Genomic DNA, 15,884 nt, shown 5'->3' with positions numbered 1-15,884 from the left:
CCTTTTCTTTGCGTCCAGATTAAAGACCAGTGAGCAACACAATCGCCACCTGGTTCATAATCATTTCAATAATGATCAGGGTTAAAATCGCAAAGATTGGAGAAAGATCAATCATCCCCATATTTGGCATAATTTTACGGAAAGGCGCCAGCAAGGGTTCAGCCAATTCCTGTACCACTTCAATATAAGGTGAACGGGATTGAGTAAACATCACCACCCAGCTTAAGATAATCGTAGCGAAAATCAAATAACGACAGAAACGGATCAAATCCTGCATCATGGTGACAAAGGTCAAAATCAGTAAATGCACCGGCCCGTTCGGCATGCCACCAGAAAGGTACATCATGCCAAAAATTTTCAGCAGATACAGCACCACCAATAATGCCAGCGCGGCAGTATTGACACGACCTTTGGCCAAAGTTGGGAAAATTCGACCAAATACATCTACAATCTTGGTGGCTTTCACAGTCGAAAGAACCACGGGATTGTAGGGGCTGACAGCAGCCAATTGCATTAAAAATCGGAAGAATACGAGCAAAATCGCGACGTTAATGATAATGCCAAAAATTAGCGCAGAATTTGCACCCATACTTGAACGTTCCTAAAAATTAAACTGAAGATTTGCTGCTTTCACTGAGCTCTTGTGCCAGTTCTTGACTGCGTTTTTGTGCAGCGGCAAGTGCCGCCTGAATATTTTGAGAAATCTGGGCGCGATCGAAGACTTCAAGTGCTGCCTGCGTGGTTCCATTTGGAGAAGTCACATTTTTACGCAACTCGGCCGGTGTATTAGAACTGGTGATCGCCATTTGCGCTGCACCCAAAGCCGTTTGCAAGGTCAGTGCAGTTGCCACTTTTTCATCCAGACCTAAATTTTTGCCCGCACGAATCATACTTTCCATCATATAGAAAAAGTAAGCCGGCCCCGAACCCGATACCGCAGTGACCGCATCAATTTGTGCTTCTGAATTGACCCAAATGGTCAAACCTGTAGAGGCCAAAACCTGACTGGCCAAATCACGGTCACTACTTGCCACATATTCGTGAGCATATAGACCATGCGCCCCAGTCTGTACCAAGGCTGGCGTATTCGGCATGACCCGTACAATACGCTCCGTCCCCAATAAACTTGCCAAAGTTGCAATTTCTGCACCGGCAACAATGGAAATAATCAGCTTATCACTGACCAGACCTTTTAAAGGCTGTAATACTTGTGCCAAAACTTGAGGTTTTACCGCAAACACCACGATATCCGCATTTTTGATTGCAGCGATATTATCATCGGTCACATTGATTTCTTTTTCCGCCAGTAAGGCACGGACTTGTTCGACCGGATCAGAAACTGTAATACGTGTTGTTGGCATACCACGCGAAATCAGGCCACCAATTAAGGCTTGGGCCATATTACCGCCACCAATAAAACTGATATTACAATTTAAAGCTGCACTCATGTTTAATGCTCGTCGTTGAGTTCTAAAGTTGAAGAAACCGAAATCGGCAGCCACCCCCCTGCTTCACAATATGCAGATTGGGCCAACCAAAATCCTTTAGGGGTAAACACGCCTAGCATAACATTATCTGTGCTTAATATTTGAATAGTATGCCGAGCCCAGGGAAATATTTGCGCTTCCTGAACCGCTTTTTTCAGCGGCCAGGCACCAACACGGCCATAGAGATGAATCTTTTCGCCACCTTGACGCTGTTGTAAGTAGAGGGGCTGCTGCAATAATGTCGCAGATAGCCCCACCTTTGCAGTTTCAATGACATATTGTCCAGACAAGACCTGTACACGATCTTTTAAGGCAACTTTCAAGCTGTTTAGGCCATTTTGAAGCGGTTGCTGTCCGGCTAAATACACCGCTGCGCTCAGACGATATAAGTGCTGCTGATAGCGTACATAATAGAAGTCTTGCCAATGCAATGCCGCCTGAGCATCTTGTTTGGCATGAATCACTTCGCGTCGTAAGCGCTCGACCATATCTAAGGATGGACGATACTGTCCTGTGCCTTTCATCCAGGCGGAGAGTAATTGGCGTTGTCTGGCATTTGAAAGTTGAAGAAATTTAGACAGCTCAAGTTGTGTATCGGTTCCACACCCCTGCAAATCTTGTTGTAATACTTCTTGTAAAATTTGCTGGGCATCCTGCATCAGCTCACTGGTACGCACCAGCGCAGACTGCATTTTCGGATAACGTGCGTTTAATACTGGCCAAAGGGTTTGCCGTGCCCAGGCCCGGTCATAATGCGGATCGGCATTGCTCGGATCTTCAATATTCTGAATATTCAAGTCTTTTGCCCATTGGCAAATCTGCTCACGGGAAATGTCCAGCAATGGTCGCCAAATGGTGAAATCTGTACGTCTATCCAGCTGTTTCATCGCAGCTAGACCGTCAATACCCGCACCAGACAATAAACGTAGCATTAAAGTTTCAGCCTGATCTTGCTGATGATGGGCCAGCACCAGAATTTCATCGACCTGTAAATGTTGCAGATAGGCTTGATAGCGGGAATGACGTGCCTGCTGTTCCAGATTGCCATTTGCGACCTGAACCGGCTGAATGATGCAGGGAATATTCAGTTGCTGGCATTGATCTGCCACGAACCTGCCCCAATCGGCACTCGGAGCTTGTAACTGGTGATCGACATAAATTGCCCGAACTTTTTCCGGGCATAAAAAAAACATCAGATGCAGTAACAGCATAGAATCTACGCCGCCACTGCATCCGATGAGAAATTTTGTCTCTGCAGGAAAGTCCTGCAGCTGTTTTAAGAAACCAGACCTAAATTGTCGCTGCCAAACTTCATCAAACGTTGGTAACGTGCTTCGCATCGTGCTTGCGCTTCCATTGGTTGCAGTTCATTCAAAGCTTCTTTCAATACTGCTTTCAAGCTGTTCATGACATGATCCGGATTGACATGAGCACCCTCACCTTCATCCACCACATATTCTACAATACCCATTTTCTGCAATTTTTCTGCAGTTAATGCCAAGGCTTCACTGGCCTGTTCGGCTTTTTCCGCAGTTTTCCACAGAATCGATGCACAGCCTTCCGGTGAGATCACTGAATAGATACTGTGAGACAGCATGACCACACGGTCTGCCACGCCAATACCAAGTGCACCACCTGAACCGCCTTCACCAAGTACGGTTGCAATGACCGGCACTTTCAGATTGGAAAGCTGCGCCAGACTGGTGGCAATCGCTTCAGCCTGACCACGTTCTTCTGCACCAACACCCGGATAAGCACCCATGGTATCAATGAAGGTAAACACAGGCAGGTTAAAACGCTCAGCCATGTCTAGCAGACGCTGTGCCTTACGATAACCTTCCGGGTTACTCATGCCAAAATTATGCTGTAATTTTTCACGGGTACTACGACCACGATGCTGACCCACGATCATCACTGGTTGACCATCAAAACGAGCCAGACCACCGATCATCGCACCATCATCACCATATAGGCGGTCACCATGTAAAGCATCAAATTCAGTGAATATTTCACCCACATAGTCCAGGAATTGTGGACGTTCCGGATGACGTGCAATCTGCACTGTCGCCCATGCTTTTGATGGAGTCGCTTTATTTTTCATAGGTTAACCGTTTTCATCCCTATAAAGGTATTAATTAACAAATTGTTCGGATTGAATCGAGAGTTCAATCTCCCAATTTTTAAACTGTTGCTGTTCATCGTGCAGTTCAGCAACCAGTAATGGCCATTGTCGGGCATCACCAGACACGCTGAGTTGCCATTGTTGCGCATTTTCAACCTTGAGTTCAATGGCAGGAAGCATCTCATCGCTACGACTGTGATTGACCAAAACCGACAGACGAAGCAGCAAACATAACCATAAAAGTTTCGATCCACCCACTTTCATCACATCATGCTTGGCATCAACGCGCAATTTGCGACGGTGGTGCGCGACCAAATGTGACAAATGATTTTGGTCGACTTGTGAGAAACCGGCAATATCGGAATGCTGCAATAAATAGGCACCATGACGATGATAACCACTATGACTGATCGCCAGTCCAATCTCATGCAGATAGGCAGCACGACGTAACAGGTCACTGTCTTCAATCGTCAAACCCAGTTCTTTTTCCACATCATTAAACAGTTTTTGTGCGGTCTGTACCACACGTTCAGCTTGTTTGGCATCGGCATTATAACGACCAATTAGGGCATGTACCGAACGATCACGGATATCTTCATGCTTGAAGCGGCCCAGCAAGTCATACATCACGCCTTCACGCAGCGCACCATCCGAATAAACCAGATAATCAATGCCGAGTACATCAAACACGGCATACAGAATCGCAATCCCGGCGGGTAATACCGCGCGGCGGTCTTCTTTCAGACCCTCGAACTCCATGTCCGAAACATATTTATATTTGAGCAGTTTGTCTTTAAGTTTTTCCAGGCCTTCACGCGTCAACTGTTCACGATCATTGCTCCAACCCATATTGATGCAGATCTGGCGACAGGCTTTAATGGTACCACTGGAGCCAACCACGGCATCCCAACCGGCAGATTTATAAGTATTGGCAATACCGGAAATTTCCTTACGTGCCGCAGTAACCGCTTTATCAAAGGCTTTGGCACTGATTTCTCCATCGGCAAAGTAAGCTTTGGTAAATGCCACACAGCCCATTTGTACCGATTCGGTATGAATCGGTTCGAATTCTTCCCCGATAATCAGTTCGGTCGAACCACCACCAATATCAATCACCAGACGACGGCCACTATTGGCCATGGTATGCGAAACCCCGAGATAAATCAGGCGCGCTTCTTCACGGCCAGCAATAATTTCGATAGGTTTAGGTAAAATTTCTGCAGCTCTCTGAATAAATTCATGGCCATTTTTGGCCTGACGCAGCGCATTGGTGGCAACGATACGCAAACGATTCGGCTGCACTGACCCCAGACGTCCGACAAAACGTGCCAGACAAGCCAAACCACGCTGCTGTGCGGCCTCCGTTAAATTTTTATTTTCATCCAGTCCAGCTGCAAGCTGAACCTTTTCTGACATTGATGCCACTTTTTTGACTTCACCATGATCGACACGGGCGATAGCCAAATGAAAGCTGTTTGATCCCATATCGATGGCTGCAAGTAATTCTTCATCAATCAAAAAGTCAGACATTCCAGAAATAAACCTTTAACGAATTGTGCTTAGAGTAATTCACATGCATGCAATTTAAAAGCCATTTGTAGCGACAATTTAAGTGCTTATTATTTTTTCTATCGGTAACAATAGCGAGACACGATCATGACTATCGTGATCATCCATTAGACAAAATAACATTAAGCATTGAAAATTTACAGATTCCCCTACATTGTTAAAGATGGCTATGTAATACTAATAATTAGTTATCTTTAAAATATTTAATCTGGAGCACCTTCCATGTCTGGCAACATCGTAAACACTACTGACGCAAACTTCGAAGCAGACGTTCTTCAATCTGACGTCCCTGTATTAGTCGACTTCTGGGCTGGCTGGTGTGCGCCATGTAAAGCAATTGCACCTGTGCTTGAAGTGCTTGCAGATGAATATCAAGGTAAAGTAAAAATCGTGAAAGTTGACGTAACTTCTTGCGAGCAGACTGCTGTGAACTTCAATATCCGTAACATCCCTGCTTTGCTCATGTTCAAAAATGGTGAAGTGGTAGCAACTCAAGTCGGTGCTGCACCAAAATCTAAACTGACTGCATTTATTGATGACAATATCTAAGCACAAAGTATTTCATCAAAAATACGCGAGCTCGACTCGCGTATTTTTTTCGGCTATAAATTGACAAAGCTGACATTTTCTCTTATATTCGCTATTCAAGAGATAAAGGATCCTAAATCCTGCCAATTTCTTACAAGACACATTACATAAGATGCCGCTCGGCAATAGAAATTGTTTTTCACATTTTTCTTTGAAACACTCAAACAGATCTCTGAATTGTTCTTTTGCAAATTCAATTGCTTTCGTTTGAATGCTTGTATGCGGCCGAATGTTACTCCCTTTCTAACCTGTACCTCAGAACTTTGATTCTATCTGACCACCTATGAATTTAACCGAACTCAAGAAAAAACCGATTGGCGAACTCATCAAGATTGCCGAGTTTATGGGCCTTGAAGGTATGGCCCGTAACCGTAAGCAAGACATTATTTTTGCCATCTTAAAACGTCATGCAATGAATGGCGAAGAGATTTTTGGTGATGGCGTTCTAGAAATTTTATCAGATGGTTTTGGCTTCTTACGCTCAGCCGCAGGTTCTTATTTAGCAGGCCCTGACGATATCTATGTCAGCCCTTCTCAAATTCGTCGTTTTAACCTACGCACTGGCGATACCATTACTGGCACTATCCGTCCACCCAAAGAAGGCGAACGTTATTTTGCCTTGTTGAAAGTGAATCAGATTAACTACGACACCCCTGAAAACTCACGCAACAAGATTCTGTTCGAAAACTTAACCCCTTTATTCCCGACTGAACAGCTGGTAATGGAACTGGGTAACGGTACGACTGAAGACTTGACTACGCGTGTGATCGACTTGGTGGCGCCGATTGGTAAAGGCCAGCGTTCAATTATCGTGGCACCGCCAAAAGCGGGTAAAACCATGTTGCTGCAAAGTATCGCGCAATCGATTGTTCGTAATAATCCCGAAGCCATTCTGATCGTTCTGTTGATTGATGAACGTCCAGAAGAAGTGACCGAGATGGAACGTACGGTTCGCGGTGAAGTGGTCGCTTCTACCTTTGATGAATCACCTGCACGCCATGTTCAAGTCGCTGAAATGGTGATTGAAAAAGCAAAACGTCTGGTTGAACACAAAAAAGATGTGGTGATTCTGCTGGATTCGATTACCCGTCTGGCACGTGCTTATAACACGGTTATCCCGTCATCAGGCAAGGTATTAACCGGTGGTGTCGATGCGCATGCCTTAGAACGCCCTAAACGTTTCTTCGGTGCTGCACGTAATATTGAAGAAGGTGGTTCATTGACCATTATCTCTACTGCCCTGATTGACACAGGCAGCAAGATGGATGAAGTGATCTACGAAGAATTCAAAGGTACAGGTAACCAGGAAATCACCCTTGATCGCCGTATTGCTGAAAAACGCGTATTCCCTGCAATGAACATCAAAAAGTCAGGTACACGTCGCGAAGAGCGTCTTATGTCTGAAGACAATTTACGTAAAGTCTGGATTCTGCGTAAGCTGCTTCATACCCAGGATGAATTGGCCGCAATGGAATTCCTGCTTGATCGCATGAAAGAAACCAAGACCAATGATGATTTCTTTGATCAGATGAAACGCAAAGCATCAAATTAAAATTTCAAATGAAAGGTCACCCAAGCGGTGGCCTTTTTTTAGGTTGACATATATTACACAATGAAACAATAGAGCCTTATTTATGTAAACTTATTTTTAAGTTTTTGATTAATAAAATAATCGAATAAAAAAATCTATAACTTTTAAAAACTTACCAAGCCTTTCTCCAATCTAAATCTTTCATTCCATTGTTATTTTCTGTTAAAAACTTCTTAATTTTTAGCGTTTTTCAGTACTTTTTTGATGGTTGCTAGTAGCAATTAAAAATGCGCAGTGATAGCATATTTGCAGACCAGTTAGACTGCTCCTGCGTTGTTAGTCCCTGACACAATTAGGAACAATAAAAGCACTTAACAGACTAACTCTGGTTTTTTTTAATCTCAATTTTTAGAGAGTGATGCCATGTTATTCAAAAAAATCGCTATTGCTGCTGCAGTTGCTACTACTCTAGCTTTCGTTGGTTGTGCTAAAAAAGCTGACGACGCTGCTGCTGACGCTAACCAAGCTGCATCTGAAGCTGTAGAAGCTGCTTCTGAAGCTGAAGCTGCTGCTGACGCTGCTGCTGTAGAAGCTACTTCTGAAGTTGCTGCTTCTGAAACTGCTGCTGTTGCTGAAGCTGACGCTGCTGCTGCTGTTGCTGTTGACGCTGCTGCTGACGCTACTGCTGCTTCTGAAGCTGCTGCTCAATAATCTTCTAAGATTATTCAGTATAAAAAAAGAGAGCCATTGGCTCTCTTTTTTTATTTTAATAACTGAAATTTTAAAATATCAGCTTTTAAAATAAAGCAGATCAGTTGACCTGCTCATTCCCCACACGTTGACGGAACTTCTGTCCCGCACGGAAGGTGACCACACGGCGTGCAGAAATCGGAATTTCTTCACCCGTTTTAGGATTACGGCCTGGACGTTGACGCTTGTCACGCAACTCGAAGTTACCAAAACCCGAAAGTTTTACCTGTTCGCCTGAGATCAGCGCCTGGCTGATCTCATCGAAAAACAACTCAACCATTTGTTTTGCTTCACGACGGTTTAAACTCGTGAGCTCACTTAAATGATCAGCCATTTCTGCTTTAGTTAGTGCTGTCATGAAGCCCTCAATGTCGCTTGGTACGTGTTTTCCAACACTTGAAGGATATTATCCATACCTGATTTAATTTCAGCATCTTCCAGTGTACGGCTTGGATGCTGCCAGAGAAGTGCAAATGCCAGTGAGCGTTTCCCTTCTTCTACTCCTTGTCCAGTGTACACATCGAACAACCACGTTGAGTCTAAAAGCTCTCCACCCGTTTTTTCGATAAGTCCCTGAATTTCGCTAACATTAATCTTATCACTAATTAAAAGCGCAATATCACGTCGAACCGATGGAAAACGTGATAATTCTGTAAAATTAGATACATAAGTTTGCAAAACAGCCAGTTGGTCCAATTCAGCCACCCAAGTAGTGGCCAGGTCTAGCTCGTCTTCCAGAGAAGGATGAAGGCGTCCCAAATAACCAATTGATTGACCATTCACGAGAATTTCTGCGGACTGGCCTGGGTGTAACCAGCTACGTTCTGAACGTACATATTCCACTTTGACACGACCGGCAGCCAGAATTTCTTCCACATCACCCTTAAAGTCAAAGAAGTCCATTGGCTGTGCCTTGCCATGCCAAGATTCGTTAGTACGTGAACCGGTTGCAATCAGGGCAAAGGTTGGAATCTGTTTTAAATCATGGATGCTGTTCGCTTCCTGATAGTCAAAACGCAGCCCCAGCTCAAAGAAGCGGACTCGGCTTTGCTGACGGTTAATATTGTACTGAACACAAGGAATCAGGCTAGACAGCAAGGTTGAACGCATCACCGCCAAATCACTTGAAATTGGATTCGCCAATGCCAATGGATTCACACCAGAATTAAGTTGCTTTTCAAGTTTCAGGTCTGCGAAACTGAAGCTGATCGCCTCTTGGTAACCCAAAGTCACTGCAGTTTGACGTAATTGACCCAATTCAAACTGATCCTGATACTTTGCCAGTTTCACATCGAGCACAGGCAAGCTGATTTGAATATTGTCATAACCGTGAATGCGGACAACTTCTTCAATCAAGTCCTGATAAATCGCCATATCATAACGATGTGATGGCGGAACCACTGACCATTCGCCTGCAGCTTTCACTGTCACATCACAACCTAAGCGCGTTAAGGCATCGGTAATGAAATCAGATTCGACGCTATATCCCAACAACTGATCGACTTGGGCCTGGTTTAATGCAATCGCATCACGTTTTGGTAAAAGCTCAGCTTTTTCTGCCACAGTAATTGGACCGAATTCCCCACCCGCAAGTTCAGCAATCAACTGAGAAGCACGGTGCATCGCAATCAATGGCAATTCAAAATCGACACCACGTTCATAACGCTGAGACGCATCGGTATGCAGACCAAAGCTACGGGCACGACCAGCAATATGCAACGGTGCAAAGAAAGCTGATTCCAGGAAGATTTCAGTGGTGGTATCCGATACTGCTGAAGACAAACCGCCCATAATGCCGGCAATCGCCAAGGCTTTTTCGTCATCTGCGATTACCATAACATTGTCTTGCAACTCAACTTCCTGCTCGTTCAAAAGCACAAGTTTTTCGCCAGCAGTCGCCTGACGAACATGCACAGCACCCTGAACCTTGCCACCATCAAATGCATGTAGCGGTTGACCCAGTTCCATCAGGACATAGTTGGTAATGTCGACCAGAATACTGTGCTGACGGATGCCTGAACGTGCCAGTGCGCGTTCCATCCATAGCGGAGTCGCAGCCTTGGTATTGACGTTTTTGATCACACGACCCAAGTACCGTGGACAACCTTCGGTGGTCACCACAACCTGCTTTTCATCAGCAATGCTTGCAGCCACTTCTTTAATTTCAGGTGCAATTACAGGAAGCTGGTTAATCACCCCAATTTCACGTGCGATCCCGCGAATGCTGAAACAGTCACCACGGTTTGGCGTGATGCTGATGTCAATCACGTTGTCATCGAGCTCTAGGTATTCACGAATATTGACACCGACTGGTGCATCATCAGGTAGTTCTAAAAGACCATCAATTTTGTCTTCTAAATCGATTTCAGAAGCACCACATAGCATGCCTTGTGATTCAATACCGCGTAGTTTGCCTTTCTTGATTTTAAAGTCGCCCGGCAATACTGCACCGATCGTTGCAACCGGTGCTTTCATACCAGCACGTACGTTTGGCGCGCCACAGACGATTTGTAATGGCTCACCTGAACCGATGTTGACTGTCGTTACACGTAAACGGTCTGCATCCGGATGCTGTTCTACGGTCAGAACTTCACCTACCACAACACCTGTAAATGCTTTTGCTGCAGGTGCAAGTTCATCGACTTCCAGACCCAACATGGTCAATTGATCAGAAAGTTTGTCGCTGTCGATGGCTGGGTTAACCCATGTGCGTAGCCAATTTTCGCTAATTTTCATACATTCATTTCCTCAATCTCCCCTAACCCCTCTTTAATAAAGAGGGGAATACCCACACTTTTATTTGTTTCATGCAAGTCCCCCTTTTTTAAAGGGGGATTTAGGGGGATTTTTAAAATCTAAAAAATAATCTATTTTTCCCTCACCTAATTACGGGGAGAGGTATAAATTTGTTTTAAGCAAACTGGCGCAAGAAACGCACATCGTTTTGGTAGAACATACGCAGGTCGTTAATGCCATAACGCAGCATCGCAAAACGTTCAACGCCTAGACCAAATGCAAAGCCTTTGTATTTTTCCGGATCAATGCCGGCAGCTTGTAGCACATTTGGATGCACCATACCGCAGCCCAGAACTTCCAGCCAGCGACCGCGCTCATCCATGATATCTACTTCTGCACTTGGCTCAGTGAACGGGAAATAAGATGGACGGAAACGTACTTTCAAATCTTTTTCAAAGAATTCATTCAGCAGGTTAATCAGCAAACCTTTCAGTTCTGCGAAACTGGTATTTTCAGCTACGTACAAACCTTCGATCTGATGGAACATCGGTGAATGGGTTTGATCCGAGTCACAACGGTAAACGCGGCCTGGACACACGATCTGGATAGGTGGCTGCTGGGTTTCCATGGTACGAATCTGCACACCAGAGGTATGCGTACGCAACAAATGGTTGACATCGAAATAGAAGGTGTCATGCATGGCACGTGCCGGGTGATGGCCCGGGATATTCAGTGCTTCAAAGTTGTGATAATCATCTTCAACTTCCGGACCTGTTGCAATCGTAAAACCAGCCTTGGTAAAGAACTGGCAAATACGTTCTTGTACCTGGGTCACCGGGTGGATACTGCCCACCTGTTGGCCACGACCCGGCAAGGTAATATCAATGGTTTCGCTTGCCAGTTTTTGTTCGAGTGCGGCTTTATGCAGTTCTGCCTGACGCGATGTCAATGCAGCTGTAATCGATTCACGCACAGCATGGATTTGTGCGCCGAACGCTTTGCGCTGTTCAGGATCCATTTTACCAAGCGACTTAGATTGTTCCGCGAGCTGGCTTTTTTTCCCCGTAAATTGCACTCGTACTTGATCAAGTGCAGCAAGGTCTTGAGCTGCTGCAATCGCAGCGAGCGCTTCAGTGGTCAGGGCTTCCAGTGACATAGTAACTCTCAAAGCAACAGGTTAAAAAATATTTTAAAAACCCCACATTCTAACAGTTTTTAGACACTTTGATGAAGATACGTTTTAAGGAAAATTAGATTGGCATGATTAAATATAAAAAGTATAAGATAAACACAATATCAATCAGATCAAATCACTATGGCACTCGATCAAATTTGGAAACAGCAACTGACCTTGGTCACTTATGGCAATGAGTATCTGGCTCAGGACCTGAGTTTCAATCGTTGGATTCAACATTCCATTTTTAATCAGCACCAGTTCGCCTTTCGTGACCTGATGTCGCAACATCTGTTGGCACAGCATTTCCAGATCTGGCTGGAAGGCCTGAAAAAACAGGGGGTGCGCCGACTGAGCTTGCATCGCTCGGATTTACTGATTGATGAAAAAAATCCGAATGCCAATGTCGAGCTACTGCCTCTGGCGCACTTTATCGTCAGCCATGGGGCCAAGGCCAAAACTGCCTGGATTATTGGTAAAGAATTAGCTGAATGGTACAGCGCAGACAATGACTATGAGGCACCTCAAGCGCAGCAGTCCCCTTTACGTCATGAAATATTCTGGTGTTATGAGCTGAATCCCAAACTGGCCAAGCGCATTGATCTAGATCTGGAAGCACCGAACTGGGACGATATTCAGGCCTATACCGATCATGAACTGTTTGAAAGCAGTCTTGCTCAGGACTTTGTAGAACCGGCTTATAGCAATCTGCCTTATTACGGGACTCTGCCGACTCTTCAGACCGATACAGAAAGTCATCTGGCCCTGATTCCGACTGACTATTCATCTGATTATGCGCATCAGACTTTATACCGCCTGGATGCCTTAGATGATTTTATTCAGACTAAAATCCAGCATCCATATCGTGCAGATGGCGAAGCATTAAGTCCGGATCAGCAGCTGAATCTGCGCCATTTTTCACAAAAAATTGATGATCTCAGTGCCAAATTCATCACTAAAGTCGCCAACCATTATAAGACCGCACAGCTCACCCCTAAAGTTGCGCCTGATCCATTTGTTGGCATGAGCACCGAAGATCGTTCACCAAAAATTTCTAAAGCAGAAAAACTGCAAGATCCGGGTAAATCCAGTTCTTCGGCAAATGTACTGACCTTGATTGTGATTACCGTAATTATCTGCCTGATTGGTTACTATTTCGGCCTTTAAAGCCTTGCTAGAAAAGTTTGAATTTCCCGGGCGGATCTCAGTCGAATCCACTGGATATGTTGATATTCAGGCACCGACATCAGTCTTAAATAATGTTGCCGATTCTTCTGGTGAGTTTTCATCATCCACCAGATAATCGAATCCCGGCCAAGCATCTGCCTGAAACTTTCAGTATTATTTGACTGCGGCCACAGCGCTAGTTTGCTGATTGCCCGATGCAAGGCTCTTTTGACTGAACGATACAGATTGAGATGAAAAGGTAAATCCAGCCAGATGACCGTATCAATTTTGGCCCATTTGACCGGAATGCTGCGGGTATAGTTACCATCAATCACATAACCCGCCCCTGCCTGATCAATCGCAGTCCGGATTTTCGCAAAGAACTCTGCATCTGGACTTTCCTGCCAGTCATCCAGCCAGAACAAATCATCCAGCTCGATATAACCCAGATCCAATTTTGCTGCCAAAGCACGTGCAAAAGTCGATTTGCCTGATGCAGAAGTACCGACGACATTGATTCTTCGCATGAGCCTCTGCCCTCTATTTTGATCGCTCATATTAACGCGAGCACTCAATTATTTTTCATGATCAAGATGGATTAAAAGCTATAAATTCCATTGATAACATAACTCTTTAAGACTTTCACCCAGATCTCTGGCATCTTCTTCACTGACAAAATAGGCGCCGGTCTTTTCATAAAAATAACGACTGGAATTCAGGTTCAATACGCTGCATTGCATATGTTGATAGGATTTTTCTCGACTTAAGCCCAGACCTAATTGAACCAAATCACGCCCAATGCTGCGACCTTGAATATTCTGAAGCAAATAAAGTGCTCTCAATTCACTGATTTTTGCATCTACCGGAAAATTAAAAGCAGCAAAACCCAAAACTTGAGCATTTTCTTCATAGACAAATACCCGTCGATTTTCCTGTTCAAGCACAGAAAGCCATAAAGCGGCTCTTTTTTCTACACACAATCCATCTAAAATTTCTGGTTTGATGGTGTTTTTATAGCTTTCACACCAGCTTTGTACATGCACTTGGGCAATCGGCAGAACATCCTGTTGGGTGGCAAGTCGAATCATTATTTTTAAGCCTTGTTTTTTGATTATGCAATTTCACCATGACTAAAAAATACAAGATTTACAATACTGATTTTTAAAATGAAGGCTTTTATTGAAGCAAAAAAAAGACCACTAAAAGTGGTCTTTTTTTCTAAGTCATAAAGACTTATGCAGCCAACGCATCTTTTGCTTTTTGAGCAATCGCAGCAAACGCAACTGCGTCATGCATAGCGATGTCAGCAAGAACGCGACGGTCGATGATTACTTGAGCTTTTTTCAAGCCAGAAATCATGCGGCTGTATGACAAACCGTTTTGACGTGCACCAGCATTGATACGTGCAATCCACAAAGCGCGGAATTGACGTTTCTTCTGACGACGGTCACGGTAAGCATATTGACCAGCTTTGATTACTGCCTGGAACGCTACGCGGTAAACGCGTGAACGAGCACCATAGTAACCTTTAGCGCGAGCAAGAATTTTTTTGTGACGGCGATGAGCCTGTACACCACGTTTTACACGAGCCATTTATAATCTCCTTAGATGTACGGGCACATACGGCGAACTGAAGCAACGTCACTTACGTGAACCATTACACAGCCGCGTAATTGACGAATACGCTTAGCAGATTTTTTGGTCAAAATGTGGCGTTTGAACGCTTGTTTACGCTTAAAACCGTTAGCAGTCGCTTTAAAGCGTTTAGCTGCACCACGGCGAGTTTTCATCTTAGGCATAACAACCTCTTTTGAACACCTGTTCGGCTCGTTTGCACCATTACAAAACGACCTGCAGGTAAGGGAGCGAGTATTCTAAAGCATCTTTGTTTAAAACAAAAGCATCTTCATCCAATAAGCAGATTTAAAGAATGATTTTATAATTTAATGATCAAAACATCCGGAATAACCGGATCAGGAAAATATTTTTAGCTTTAGAACATGGCAAAGGCGGCATAGACAAACAGATAACGTCCAATTTTTGCCACGCTGACAATGAGCAAGAAACGGAGAAAATTTTCTTTTAACAGTCCGGCAATTAAGGTAATGGGATCACCAATAATTGGCACCCAGCTCAATAATAAAGACCAATAGCCATATTTCTGATACGTCGCTTGGGCCTTAAGCATCTTGTCTTCCGACACCGGAAACCACTTTTTATTTTTATAATGCTCAAGTTTAAAGCCCAGATACCAGTTTAGGCAGGAACCCAGAATATTCCCCAGACTGGCTATCGCAATTAACAGGGCTGCACTGTAATTCCCTTTCAGCAACAGACCAAGCAGCACAGCTTCAGACTGTAAAGGTAACAATGTTGCTGCACCAAAAGCCGATATAAATAACAGTAACAGACTCATACAGTGATTAACGGCCCAGACCCAGCTTTTTCTTGGCTTTGCTATATTCCAAGCTTGACCAAAGCACCGCTGCCACCATTGCAACGATCCGGCCCCATTTATACTGCTGGGTAATCGGTTCAATCGCCGCACGCAAAATCTGCTGATCTTTAGTATTCAGAGCGGCAATTACCTGATCGATATGCACAATTTCGGCAATATAAAGCACTAGACATGCAGCAATTCCAAAAAGAATACTCCAGTAAATTCGGGTATTGCTTTCAACAATCTTGGTAAAGTTCAGCAGAAAATCGTTCATATATCCATCCAATAAAAAACCACCTTAAGGGTGGCTTTATTTGCTT

18 protein-coding genes are annotated in these 15,884 nt (G+C 44.3%); 4 read left to right on the top strand and 14 right to left on the bottom strand.

The annotated features are described in order from the left end of the window. Window positions 1-19: 19 nt before the first annotated feature. Genes AC3IT7_RS02600 through ppx form a run of 5 tightly spaced genes read right to left on the bottom strand, consistent with a single transcriptional unit; the run spans window position 20 to window position 5,139 of the window. The gene (locus AC3IT7_RS02600) at window positions 20-589 is read right to left on the bottom strand and encodes a YggT family protein (protein WP_005095820.1); all 570 of its coding nucleotides are present in this window, start codon (window positions 587-589) and stop codon (window positions 20-22) included. A gap of 19 nt (window positions 590-608) precedes the next feature. Further along, window positions 609-1,448 carry a pyrroline-5-carboxylate reductase gene (gene proC, locus AC3IT7_RS02595; protein WP_475653873.1) on the bottom strand — a complete coding sequence of 280 codons (840 nt, stop codon included), beginning with the start codon at window positions 1,446-1,448 and terminating at the stop codon, window positions 609-611. Between the two features lie 2 nt (window positions 1,449-1,450). Continuing rightward, on the bottom strand, window positions 1,451-2,827 hold the full coding sequence (gene tilS / locus AC3IT7_RS02590; protein WP_489249292.1) for a tRNA lysidine(34) synthetase TilS: 1,377 nt from the start codon (window positions 2,825-2,827) through the stop codon (window positions 1,451-1,453). After that, window positions 2,764-3,588, bottom strand: coding sequence for an acetyl-CoA carboxylase carboxyltransferase subunit alpha (locus AC3IT7_RS02585; protein WP_475653875.1), 825 nt, complete (start codon window positions 3,586-3,588; stop codon window positions 2,764-2,766). The genes tilS and AC3IT7_RS02585 overlap by 64 nt, the downstream gene beginning before the upstream one ends. Window positions 3,589-3,618: 30 nt before the next feature. Continuing rightward, window positions 3,619-5,139 (bottom strand): exopolyphosphatase, encoded by a 1,521-nt coding sequence (gene ppx, locus AC3IT7_RS02580; RefSeq protein WP_489249291.1) that lies wholly within the window; start codon window positions 5,137-5,139, stop codon window positions 3,619-3,621. 261 nt (window positions 5,140-5,400) lie between these two features. Between ppx and trxA the strand changes: the two genes are divergently transcribed. From trxA to AC3IT7_RS02565, 3 genes are all read left to right on the top strand, one after another. After that, window positions 5,401-5,727, top strand: coding sequence for a thioredoxin (gene trxA / locus AC3IT7_RS02575; protein WP_004278266.1), 327 nt, complete (start codon window positions 5,401-5,403; stop codon window positions 5,725-5,727). A gap of 322 nt (window positions 5,728-6,049) precedes the next feature. Beyond that, the gene (gene rho / locus AC3IT7_RS02570) at window positions 6,050-7,318 is read left to right on the top strand and encodes a transcription termination factor Rho (RefSeq protein ID WP_475653877.1); all 1,269 of its coding nucleotides are present in this window, start codon (window positions 6,050-6,052) and stop codon (window positions 7,316-7,318) included. A 402-nt stretch (window positions 7,319-7,720) separates the two neighbouring features. Next, window positions 7,721-8,008 (top strand): hypothetical protein, encoded by a 288-nt coding sequence (locus AC3IT7_RS02565; protein ID WP_004647530.1) that lies wholly within the window; start codon window positions 7,721-7,723, stop codon window positions 8,006-8,008. A 100-nt stretch (window positions 8,009-8,108) separates the two neighbouring features. Here the strand turns inward: AC3IT7_RS02565 and AC3IT7_RS02560 are convergent, their stop codons facing one another. From AC3IT7_RS02560 to pheS, 3 genes are all read right to left on the bottom strand, one after another. Next, window positions 8,109-8,405: an integration host factor subunit alpha gene (locus tag AC3IT7_RS02560; RefSeq protein WP_004278269.1), complete on the bottom strand. Its 297-nt coding sequence runs from the start codon at window positions 8,403-8,405 to the stop codon at window positions 8,109-8,111. Continuing rightward, complete coding sequence (pheT, locus tag AC3IT7_RS02555) at window positions 8,402-10,783, bottom strand: phenylalanine--tRNA ligase subunit beta (RefSeq protein WP_489249290.1); 2,382 nt, start codon at window positions 10,781-10,783, stop codon at window positions 8,402-8,404. The genes AC3IT7_RS02560 and pheT overlap by 4 nt, the downstream gene beginning before the upstream one ends. Before the next feature lie 175 nt (window positions 10,784-10,958). Then, on the bottom strand, window positions 10,959-11,939 hold the full coding sequence (gene pheS / locus AC3IT7_RS02550) for a phenylalanine--tRNA ligase subunit alpha (protein WP_475653879.1): 981 nt from the start codon (window positions 11,937-11,939) through the stop codon (window positions 10,959-10,961). Between the two features lie 159 nt (window positions 11,940-12,098). Between pheS and AC3IT7_RS02545 the strand changes: the two genes are divergently transcribed. Continuing rightward, window positions 12,099-13,124, top strand: coding sequence for a hypothetical protein (locus AC3IT7_RS02545; RefSeq protein ID WP_489249289.1), 1,026 nt, complete (start codon window positions 12,099-12,101; stop codon window positions 13,122-13,124). On the opposite strand, the gene AC3IT7_RS02540 is transcribed toward AC3IT7_RS02545, so the two are convergent. The 6 genes from AC3IT7_RS02540 to AC3IT7_RS02515 form a co-directional block, all read right to left on the bottom strand. Next, entirely contained in the window at window positions 13,121-13,651 is a 531-nt protein-coding gene (locus AC3IT7_RS02540; RefSeq protein WP_489249288.1) for a P-loop NTPase family protein, read from the bottom strand. The genes AC3IT7_RS02545 and AC3IT7_RS02540 overlap by 4 nt on opposite strands. A gap of 78 nt (window positions 13,652-13,729) precedes the next feature. Continuing rightward, window positions 13,730-14,212, bottom strand: a complete 483-nt coding sequence (locus tag AC3IT7_RS02535) for a GNAT family N-acetyltransferase (RefSeq protein ID WP_489249287.1) — start codon at window positions 14,210-14,212, stop codon at window positions 13,730-13,732. A 145-nt stretch (window positions 14,213-14,357) separates the two neighbouring features. Further along, window positions 14,358-14,717: a 50S ribosomal protein L20 gene (gene rplT / locus AC3IT7_RS02530; RefSeq protein WP_005095799.1), complete on the bottom strand. Its 360-nt coding sequence runs from the start codon at window positions 14,715-14,717 to the stop codon at window positions 14,358-14,360. A gap of 11 nt (window positions 14,718-14,728) precedes the next feature. Then, window positions 14,729-14,923: a 50S ribosomal protein L35 gene (gene rpmI, locus AC3IT7_RS02525; RefSeq protein WP_004278281.1), complete on the bottom strand. Its 195-nt coding sequence runs from the start codon at window positions 14,921-14,923 to the stop codon at window positions 14,729-14,731. Window positions 14,924-15,117: 194 nt separating this feature from the next. After that, a complete protein-coding gene (locus AC3IT7_RS02520; RefSeq protein ID WP_489249286.1) occupies window positions 15,118-15,540 on the bottom strand; it encodes a YqaA family protein in 423 nt (140 codons plus the stop codon). Window positions 15,541-15,547: 7 nt separating this feature from the next. Continuing rightward, complete coding sequence (locus AC3IT7_RS02515) at window positions 15,548-15,838, bottom strand: hypothetical protein (protein WP_489249285.1); 291 nt, start codon at window positions 15,836-15,838, stop codon at window positions 15,548-15,550. Window positions 15,839-15,884: the final 46 nt, after the last annotated feature.

Source organism: Acinetobacter sp. KH_038 (assembly GCF_057839405.1).
Note: the sequence above shows the minus strand (reverse complement) of the source record. Positions and strands in the feature narration are given on the sequence as shown.